The organism is Hydrogenophaga sp. GW456-12-10-14-TSB4, from assembly GCF_059424305.1.
The window spans coordinates 1-9,187 of sequence record NZ_JBWKZH010000113.1; the positions used below are offsets into that span (position 1 = coordinate 1).

Annotated in this window: 9 protein-coding genes; 5 read left to right on the forward strand and 4 right to left on the reverse strand. The window is 68.5% G+C overall.

The genetic code is table 11. The features are described from left to right. Window positions 1–36 precede the first annotated feature (36 nt). Entirely contained in the window at window positions 37–1,326 is a 1,290-nt protein-coding gene (locus AC07ZS_RS28875) for a YihY family inner membrane protein (RefSeq protein ID WP_494801881.1), read from the forward strand. 10 nt (window positions 1,327–1,336) lie between these two features. On the opposite strand, the gene AC07ZS_RS28880 is transcribed toward AC07ZS_RS28875, so the two are convergent. Further along, window positions 1,337–2,596 carry a cytochrome P450 gene (locus AC07ZS_RS28880; protein WP_494801882.1) on the reverse strand — a complete coding sequence of 420 codons (1,260 nt, stop codon included), beginning with the start codon at window positions 2,594–2,596 and terminating at the stop codon, window positions 1,337–1,339. Between the two features lie 127 nt (window positions 2,597–2,723). Between AC07ZS_RS28880 and AC07ZS_RS28885 the strand changes: the two genes are divergently transcribed. Further along, on the forward strand, window positions 2,724–2,993 hold the full coding sequence (locus tag AC07ZS_RS28885) for a hypothetical protein (RefSeq protein WP_494801883.1): 270 nt from the start codon (window positions 2,724–2,726) through the stop codon (window positions 2,991–2,993). 19 nt (window positions 2,994–3,012) lie between these two features. On the opposite strand, the gene AC07ZS_RS28890 is transcribed toward AC07ZS_RS28885, so the two are convergent. Both AC07ZS_RS28890 and AC07ZS_RS28895 read right to left on the reverse strand, forming a co-directional pair. Further along, window positions 3,013–3,831, reverse strand: coding sequence for an alpha/beta fold hydrolase (locus AC07ZS_RS28890; RefSeq protein ID WP_494801884.1), 819 nt, complete (start codon window positions 3,829–3,831; stop codon window positions 3,013–3,015). A 2-nt stretch (window positions 3,832–3,833) separates the two neighbouring features. Further along, window positions 3,834–5,144, reverse strand: coding sequence for an O-acetylhomoserine aminocarboxypropyltransferase (locus AC07ZS_RS28895; RefSeq protein ID WP_382159031.1), 1,311 nt, complete (start codon window positions 5,142–5,144; stop codon window positions 3,834–3,836). Window positions 5,145–5,272: 128 nt separating this feature from the next. Between AC07ZS_RS28895 and AC07ZS_RS28900 the strand changes: the two genes are divergently transcribed. Continuing rightward, a complete protein-coding gene (locus AC07ZS_RS28900) occupies window positions 5,273–5,740 on the forward strand; it encodes a CBS domain-containing protein (RefSeq protein WP_291114768.1) in 468 nt (155 codons plus the stop codon). Window positions 5,741–5,906: 166 nt separating this feature from the next. Continuing rightward, window positions 5,907–7,085, forward strand: a complete 1,179-nt coding sequence (locus tag AC07ZS_RS28905) for a calcium:cation antiporter (protein WP_494801885.1) — start codon at window positions 5,907–5,909, stop codon at window positions 7,083–7,085. A 5-nt stretch (window positions 7,086–7,090) separates the two neighbouring features. Here the strand turns inward: AC07ZS_RS28905 and AC07ZS_RS28910 are convergent, their stop codons facing one another. Continuing rightward, window positions 7,091–8,302, reverse strand: coding sequence for a polyhydroxyalkanoate depolymerase (locus tag AC07ZS_RS28910; RefSeq protein ID WP_494801886.1), 1,212 nt, complete (start codon window positions 8,300–8,302; stop codon window positions 7,091–7,093). Between the two features lie 137 nt (window positions 8,303–8,439). On the opposite strand from AC07ZS_RS28910, the gene AC07ZS_RS28915 reads away from it, so the two are divergent. After that, the gene (locus tag AC07ZS_RS28915) at window positions 8,440–9,096 is read left to right on the forward strand and encodes a glutathione S-transferase (RefSeq protein WP_494801887.1); all 657 of its coding nucleotides are present in this window, start codon (window positions 8,440–8,442) and stop codon (window positions 9,094–9,096) included. The last annotated feature ends 91 nt before the right edge of the window (window positions 9,097–9,187 follow it).

The window sequence follows — 9,187 nt, forward strand, 5'->3', positions numbered from 1 at the left end:
AAGCGGGGGCGGGAGGGCAGGTGGCATGATACCGGGATGACCCTGAAAGAGCGCCTGCGGGCCCTTGAAACCCTGGCGCGCGCCCTGTGGCGCGACGCCCTGAATTTTCCGTGGCGCAACACGGCGCTGACGCTGCGCGAGCGCTTCCGCGAGGACCGCCTGGGCGTCACCGCCAGCTCGCTGACCTTCACCACCACCATCTCGCTGGTGCCGCTGTTCACCGTCGCGCTGGCGATCTTCAGCGCCTTCCCGATGTTCGACCGCCTGCAGCTCACCCTGCAGCGCTGGCTGGTTCAAAGCCTGGTGCCGCCCGACATCGCCAAGCAGGTGTTCAGCTACCTCAACCAGTTCGCCAACAAGGCCGGGCAGATGGGCTGGGCCGGGGCGCTGGTGCTGCTGGTGACCGCGCTGGCCCTCATCCTGACGATCGACCGCAAGCTCAACGACATCTGGCGCGTGCGCCAGACGCGCTCGCTGACCCAGCGCGTGCTGGTGTACTGGGCGGTGCTCACCCTGGGTCCGCTGCTGCTGGCCGGCAGCCTGGCGGCCACCTCCTACGCCGTCACCGCCTCGCGCGGCGTGGTCTCGGGCCTGCCCGGGGGCGTGCGCTTCCTGCTCGATGCCTCCCAGTTCGTGCTGCTCACCGGCGGGCTGGCCGCGCTCTACCGCTACGTGCCCAACACCCGGGTGCGCTGGAGCCATGCGCTGTCGGGCGCCGTGTTCGTGGGCGTGGGGCTGGAGCTGGCAAAGAAGGTGTTGGCCTGGTACCTGGCCCAGGTGCCGACCTACTCGGTGGTCTACGGCACCTTTGCCACCGTGCCCATCCTGCTGGTGTGGTTCTACGTGGCCTGGGTGATCGTGCTGCTGGGGGCGGTGGTGGCCGCCTACCTGCCCAGCCTTCTCTCGGGCATTGCGCGGCGCAGCGACACCCCGGGCTGGAGCTTCCAGCTGGCGCTGGAGGTGCTGGCGCAACTGCAACTGGCGCGCGACACCGTGCCCAAAGGCCTGAGCCTGGAGGCCCTGGCCCAGGTGCTGCGGGTGGACGCCCTGCAGCTCGAAGAACCAGTGGCCGTGATGGTCAAGCTGGACTGGCTGGGCCGGCTCGATGAGGACGGCGAGCGCTATGTGCTGCTGACCGACCTCGCCATGACGCCGGTGGCGCCGCTGGTGGAACGGCTGCTGCTCGCCCACCAGCCGCACACCGCGCGCTTCTGGTCCGAGAGCCGCTGGATGGACCTCTCGGTCGCGCAGGCCGTCTCGGCCACGCCGGCCCTGCCCGGCGGCGCGCGCGAGACGGTGGGCGAACCGTCGGTCGCCTCGGGCTAAAAGGCCGCGTTCAGGTGGTGGTGAAGGGGGCGCGCAGAAAGCCGCGGAACCGCGCCCGCCCGCCGCGCATGGGCGCTTCGGTGAGCCGATAGCCTGGGAAGCGCCGCAGGAAGCGGCCGATGGCGATGCGCCCCTCCAGCCGCGCCAGGCTCAGGCCCGCGCACTGGTGGATGCCGAAGCCGAAGGCCAGGTGCTTGTTGCCTTCGCGCGCCAGATTCAGCACCTCGGGGTCGGCGAACTGCGCCGGATCGCGGTTGGCCGCGCCGATGCACAGCGTCACCAGCGTGCCGGCCGGCAAGTCCACACCGCCGACCTGGGTGTCCTGCAGGGCGCGCCGGTTGCCCAACTGGTTGGACGACTCGAAGCGCAGGAATTCGTCGACCGCGCGGCTGAGCACCGCTTCCTCGGCGCCGGCATCGCCCGCCGTGGCCTGCAGCTCGCGCAGCAGGCCCGCACGGGCCTCGGGAAACTCCTGCAGCGAGACCAGGCCGTTGCCGATCAGGTTGGTGGTGGTTTCATGGCCGGCGTTGAGCAGGAAGATGCAGTTCTGCAGCAGCTCCACCTCGCTGAGCTGCTCGCCGTTGGCCTCGCCCTGGATCAGCCGCGTGAGCACGTCGCGCTCCGGGTCGCCGGGGCGCTGGCGGCGCGCGGCCACCAGGGTGCGCAGGTAGGCGGTCATCTCGGTCACGGCCTGGTTGCCGCTGGCGTGCTGCTGCGGCGTGAGCGTGGGCTCCAGCGCGCCCAGGATGGCGAGCGACCAGGCTCGCAGCGGGCCGCGGTCTTCGTGCGGCACGTCGAGCAGGTTGCCGATGATCTCCACCGGGATGGCCGAAGCGAAGTCCTCGATCAGGTCGCCGCCGCCGCGCGCGTCCAGCTCGTCGAGCAGCTGGTCCACCAGCGCCGTCAGGCCCGGCTCCATTTCGGCGATGGCGCGGCGCGTGAGCGCGCCCATGATGAGCCGGCGCACGCGCGTGTGCAGCGGCGGGTCGTTGAACACCAGGCTGGTGGTGTGGTGCTCGAACAGGGCCGAATCCGCGCCGTACTTGGGCGCGAACTCCACGTGCTTGTCGGAGCTGAAGGCGTGCGCGTCGCGGTACACCGCCACCAGATCGGCGCAGCGTGTGAGGAACACCGAGCCGTCGGGCATGCGGCGCACCGGCTGGCGCTCGCGCAGCGCGGCGTAGACCGGGTAGGGGTTGGCCAGGAAGTCGGCGGGCAGGGCGCGCAGGTCGAACTGGTCGGCGATCTCCTGCGCGCGCGCAGCGGTCATGGGCGGTGTGATCGGGGTCGGCATGGTCCGCGCATTGTGGCAGCGCAAAAGCATGGACGAAATGGGCTTGCAATCGCGAGAGGGCGGCGTAGCATGAGTCGCGCCCTTGTTCACCTGAGGAGTTGCCATGTTCCAGCGTCCCCTGCGCGGCGTGCTGATCGCTGCGATGCTTCTCTTCCTGCTGGCCGTTGCCCTGCTCGCGGCGCTGCCGCTGCGCCCCGCCTCGGCCCAGACCAAGAACATCATGGAAGCGCCGGCCTGCCAGTGCTCGGCGCCGACGTCCGTGGTGTCGGGCGGTACCCGCCTGGTGCACTGCGTCTGCGGCGGCATGTCCTGCGTGATGAGCGTGCCGCCCGGCGGCAGCAGGGACACCGGCCAGCTGCAGTGCGTGAAGTAGCCGCCCGAGGGGCGGCGCTTCAGCGGTTCAGGAAATCGCGGATCGCGAACAGCGTGGCGTCGGGCGTCTCGGTCATCTGGTGGTGACCCACCGGCAGCGTGGCGATGCTCACCGCCTTGCCGGCCGTGCGCGCGGCCTGCACCAGCATCTGGGCGGCCTTGGGGTTGGTCATCTGGTCCAGCCCGCCGAGCACGAAGAGCACCGGGCAGGTGATCTGCGCGATGGCGGCCTCACCGCCGGCGTAGCGGTCGCAGGCCACGAAGCCACGGTGGAACACGTTGACCTGGGCGTTGCTGCGCAGCACGCGCCGGCCCAGCGCCATGCTCGACCCATAGACCCAGGTGCCCGGGCCGAGCGCCGAGGGCGGTGCGGCCAGGGTGCTGCGGCTGAACACGTTCACCATGGTGAGCGCCTTCTCCGGCTCGTTGAGCGAGGCTTCGATCAGCGCGGGCGAGACCTTCATGGGGTAGGCCGTGCCCACCAGCACCAGGTGGCTCACACGCGCCTGAAGGCGCGCGGCCGATTCGAGTGCGATCAGCGAGCCCCAGCTGTGGCCCACCAGAGCGGCCTTCTGCACGCCGGCGGCGTCGAGCAGGGCGGCCACGAAGCCGGCGGCGTCTTCCACCGAGGCGGGGGCCTCGCCCTCGCTCTTGCAGTGGCCGGGCAGGTCCACCGCGAGCACGTTCCAGCCGTGGTGGGCCAGGTAGCGGCTCTGCAGGATCCAGACGCTGTGGTCGTTGATCACGCCGTGGAGGAACACCACGGTGGGCTTGGCGGCATCGAAGGGCTTGCCGCCGGTGTAGCAGTAGGTGCTCGCGCCATTGACTTGCAGGTACATGGTCAGGCCCCTGCCTTTTCTGCGGCCTTGAGCGCGCGCTTCAAATCGTCGATCAGGTCGTCCGGGTCTTCCAGGCCGATGGACAGGCGGATCGTGCCGGGGCCGATGCCACCGGCCGCCAGCGCCTCGTCGCTCATGCGGAAGTGCGTGGTGCTGGCCGGGTGGATCACCAGCGAGCGGCAGTCGCCCACGTTGGCCAGGTGGCTGAAGATCTTGAGCGCTTCGATGAAGGCCTTGCCCTGGGCGCGGCTGCCCTTGATGTCGAAGCTGAACACCGAGCCCGCGCCCTTCGCGCCGAAGCGCAACAGCTTTTCGGCCAGGGCATGGCTGGGGTGGCTCTCCAGCAGCGGGTGGCCCACGCGGCCCACCAGCGGGTGGCTGGCGAGGAATTGCACCACTTTTTCGGTGTTGCCCATGTGGCGGTCCATGCGCAGCGACAGCGTCTCGATGCCCTGCAGGATCAGCCAGGCGCTGTGCGGGCTCATGCAGGCGCCGAAGTCGCGCAGGCCCTCGCGGCGCGCGCGCAGCAGGAAGGCGCCCACCGTGCTCTCCTCGCTGAACACCATGTTGTGAAAGCCTTCGTAGGCCTCGGTGAGTTCGGGGAATTTGCCCGACTTCTCCCAGTCGAAACTGCCGGCATCGACCACCACGCCGCCGATGACGGTGCCGTGGCCGCTCAGAAACTTGGTGGCCGAGTGGTAGACGATGTCGGCGCCGAGCTCGAAGGGCTTGACGAGGTAGGGCGTTGTAAGGGTCGAGTCCACCAGCAAGGGCGCGCCGGCCTCGTGCGCGATCTGCGAGACGGTGGGAATGTCCAGCACGTCCAGGCCCGGGTTGCCCACGGTCTCGCCGAAGAACAGCTTGGTGTTGGGCCGCACGGCGGCGCGCCAGCCGTCGATGTCGCCCGGTTTGACGAAGGTGGTCTCGATGCCGAAACGGCGCATCGTGTAGTGCAGCAGGTTCTGGCTGCCACCGTACAGGGCGGTGCTGGCCACGATGTGCGAGCCCGCGCCCATCAGCGTGGCCACGGCCAGGTGCAGGGCGGCCTGGCCGCTGGCGGTGGCGATGGCGCCGATGCCGCCCTCCAGCGCGGCCATGCGCTGCTCGAAGACGGCGTTGGTCGGGTTGCTGATGCGGCTGTACACGTGGCCCGCGCGCTCCAGGTTGAACAGGGCGGCGGCGTGGTCGCTGGACTCGAAGACGAACGAGGTCGTGAGGTGGATGGGCACGGCGCGCGCGCCGGTGGTGGGGTCGGGGGCGGCGCCTGCGTGCAGGGCGAGGGTGTCGAAGCCGGGGTCAGCGTAGCCGGACATAGGGTCTCCAGGTGGTGCTTGCCGTTGCGGCGGCCTGAGGCGCGCGCAGTGGTTTTGATTTGTATTGTGGGCTATATTGTCAGCACCCCTGCCCCATGGGGGACACACCAGAATTGAGGAGCACAGCCATGAAAGTCAGCGATATCCTGCGCGTCAAGGGAGGCACGCTGTACACCGTCCAACCCCAGGAAACGCTGGAGCGCGCGATCGAAACCATGTCGCAGTTCGACATCGGTTCGCTGGCCGTGATCGAACACGGCGACCTGGTCGGCATGTTGACCTTCCGCGAAGTCATCCACACGCTGGCCAAGAACGGCGGCTCGCTGGGCGGGCGCACCGTGCGCACCGTGATGGACGACCACCCCATGACCTGCACGCCGCAGACCGAGCTGGAGCAGGTGCGCCCCATGATGCTGGAGCGCCACACCCGCTACATGCCGGTGATGGACAACAAGATGCTCATGGGCGTGATCAGCTTCTACGACGTGGCCAAGGCCGTGGTCGACAGCCAGAACTTCGAGAACAAGATGCTCAAGGCCTACATCCGCGACTGGCCCGAGGAAGAGTCGAGCAAGAACGAGCCGAACTTCCCCTGAGCCCGGCCGGGCCCCCTGCCAGACGCCCCGCGAGCCGGGGCGTTTTGCTGTCCGGGGCTACAATGCCACGGCCCGCGCGCAAGGCGCGAGGCTGCCCGGGGACGGCCCCGGGATCGACGGTTCCACCGCGAGGGACGACCCCGCACTGCTTGTGAAAGTGGGTGCCATGGCCAACTTCTTCTCGCGCCGCGTTCAACGCCATCTTCCCCGACAGATTCCCCTGGCCACCTGGGCCCTGCTGCTGGTGGCCTGGGCCGTTGTCGGCCTGTTCGCCCGGTACGGTGCCTCCTGGCTGGCCGCGCCACTGACACCCGGCGTGGCCGGCCTGGCCTTTGCCGTGCTGCTGGCCACCATCGTGGCGGCTTCGTTCGGTGTCGTGCATGAAGCGGACGTCCTCGCGCACCGGCTGGGCGAGCCCTACGGCACGCTCATCCTCACGCTGTCCATCGTGTCCGTCGAGGTGATCCTGATCGCCTCGGTGCTGCTGGGGCCGGGCGAGGCGCCCACGATCGGGCGCGACTCGATCTTTGCCGTCCTCATGATCATCCTCAACCTCGTGATGGGGCTGTGCCTGGTCGCGGGTGCCGCCCGGCATGGCGAGCAGGAGTTCAACGCGCAGGGCGCCACGGCCTACCTGTCGATGATTGCGGTGTTGACCACGGTGGCGCTGGTGCTGCCCAAGTTCACCGGCTCGGCGGGCGAATACAGCAGCGGGCAGGCCATCGGCATCGGGGCCCTGACCGCTGTGCTGTACGGCGTGTTCCTCTGCAAACAGATCGGTTCGCACAAACGCCTCTTCGTGCAGCCGCCGCCCGGGGCGATGGTGGTGCGCCGCATGGAACGGGTGTCCCGGGAGCCGGCCCGCGCGGACGGGCCGGGCGCCGCCGGCGGTCCTGCCATCTGGGTCCACGCGCTGCTGTTGCTGGCGATGATCGTGCCGATCGTCCTGCTGGGGCACCACCTGGCCGTCGTGCTGGACTACGGCATTGCGGCGGCGGGGGCGCCCGTGGCGGTCGGCGGTGTGCTCATCGCGCTGATCGTCTTCACCCCTGAGTCCCTCACGGCGGTGCGTGCGGCGATGGCCAACGAAATGCAGCGGGCCATCAACCTGTGCCTGGGGGCCTTCGTCTCCACGGTAGGGCTGACGGTGCCCGCGGTGCTGGCCATCGGTCTTTTGAACGGCAAGCAGGTGATCATGGGCGTGTCCCACCTGGACACGGCACTGTTCGTGGCCACCGTGGTCTTGTGCATGCTCACGTTCAACGGCCAGCGCACGTCGTCGCTGCAGGGCTACATGCACCTGGTGCTGTTTGCCGTTTTCGGCTTGCTGCTGTTCTTTCCCTGAGCGGCTCAGCCTTCGCTGGCGTGGATCATGTCGCGCACGCGGGGGTAGATCTGCTGGTTCCATTTGCGCCCGCTGAACACGCCGTAGTGGCCCACGCCGGTCTGCACGTGGTGCGTTTTCATGTAGGGGCGTACGCTGCGGCACAGGTCCTGCGCGGCCACGGTCTGGCCCACCGAGCAGATGTCGTCGCGCTCGCCCTCCACCGTCATCAGGGCGGTGCGGCGGATGGCCGCCGGGTTCACCGGGCGGCCGTGCCAGGTCAGCACGCCGCGCGGCAGGTCGTAGGTCTGGAACACCTTCTCCACCGTCTCCAGGTAGAACTCGGCCGGCAGGTCGTTGACCGCGAGGTACTCCTCGTAGAACGCCTGGATCACGCCGGCCTCTTCGGTGCGGCCGGCCGCCAGATGGTCGTAGATGTGGCGGAAGGACTGCTTGTGCCGGTCCGGGTTCATGCTCATGAAGGCGGTGAGCTGCACGAAGCCGGGGTAGACGCGGCGCATCATGCCGGCGTGCGGGAACGGCACGTGGCTGATCAGGTTTTTCTCGAACCAGTCGATGGGCTTGCTGGTGGCGAGCTTGTTGACCTCGGTGGGGTTGACGCGGCAATCCACCGGGCCGGCCATCAGCGTGAGGCTGCGCGGCTGGGCGGGGTTGTCGTCCTCGGCCATGATGGCCGTGGCGGCGAGCGCGGCCACGCAGGGCTGGCAGACCGCCAGCATGTGGCTGCCCGGGCCCACGGCCTCGGTGAAGCGGATCATGTAGCTGATGTAGTCGTCCAGCGAGAAGGCGCCGTGGCGCAGGGAGACGTCGCGCGCGTTGTGCCAGTCGGTGATGTAGACGTCGTGGTCCTGCAGCAGGGTGCGCGCGGTCTCGCGCAGCAGGGTGGCGAAGTGGCCCGAGAGGGGCGCCACCAGCAGCACCTTGGGCTGGGGCTCGGCGCCTTCCTTGCGAAAGCGCAGCAGGGTGCCGAAGGGTAGGGTGAGCACGGTTTCTTCGGTAACCGGGTACTCGTGTTCACCCACGGTCACGCTGTGGATCTGGTAGGGCGGTCGCGTGTGGGTCAGGCGCAGGCGCGAGATCACGTCGCAGGCGGCGGCCAGTTTGCGCATGACGCTGCCTTCGGTTTCGCGCAGCCAGAGCGCGGCGCTCAGGTGCTGCGCGGTGAGGCGCAGGGGCGAGATCAGGTCGGACTGGAGTTGGTAGGCCTGATACAGCATGGTTTCTTTCCTGGGACAACGTGTCGCATCGCAGGCAAGTTGCGGGCCAGCGGAGACTTGCACCGGCGCGGTGCGTGGTGGGTGCACAGCGATGGCACAGCCCTTGCTCAGAGGATGCCCCCAAGAGGAGCATGTCCATGGCCAAAGCGGTACTCACGATCAGCAGCAAGAACTACGGTGCCTGGGCCTTGCGCGGCTGGTTGATGGCGCGCATGGCGAAGCTGGAGTTCACGGAGAACGTGATTTCGCCGGACGATCCGGCGATGAAGGCGGAGATGCTGTTGCTGTCGGCCTCGATGCGGGTGCCGGCGCTGGAGCACGACGGCATTCATGTGTGGGACACGCTGGCGATCGGGGAGTACCTGAACGAGGTCAAGCCGAAGGCGGGGCTGTTGCCGGCGGATCGGGCGGCGAGGGCGCATTGCCGCGCGATCTGCGGCGAGATGCATTCGGGGTTTTCGGCGATGCGTTCGTCGTTGCCGATGAACATCAAGGCCTCGTTTCCGAATTTCAAGCTGTGGTCGCGCGCGCAGACGGACATCGATCGCATCGAGGCGATCTGGAACGAGTGTCTGGAAACCTATGGCGGGCCTTACCTGTTCGGCGACAAGCCCTGCATGGCGGATGCGATGTTCGCGCCGGTGGTGACACGCTTCATCACCTACGAGGTGGCGATCAGCCCTTCCTGTGTGGCGTATTGCGACACGATCATGGATTTGCCGGCCATGAAGGAGTGGGTGGCGGCTGCGGAGGCCGAGCCCGACGATATCGACGAGTTGGACGCCGAGTTTTAAGTTTCTCTCCTGCACCTCGCGGGATCGACCACCCGGGCGCTCTGCTCCGCGGGTGTCCCCCGGCGGCTGGTGCCGCCTCCTCCTTTACCCC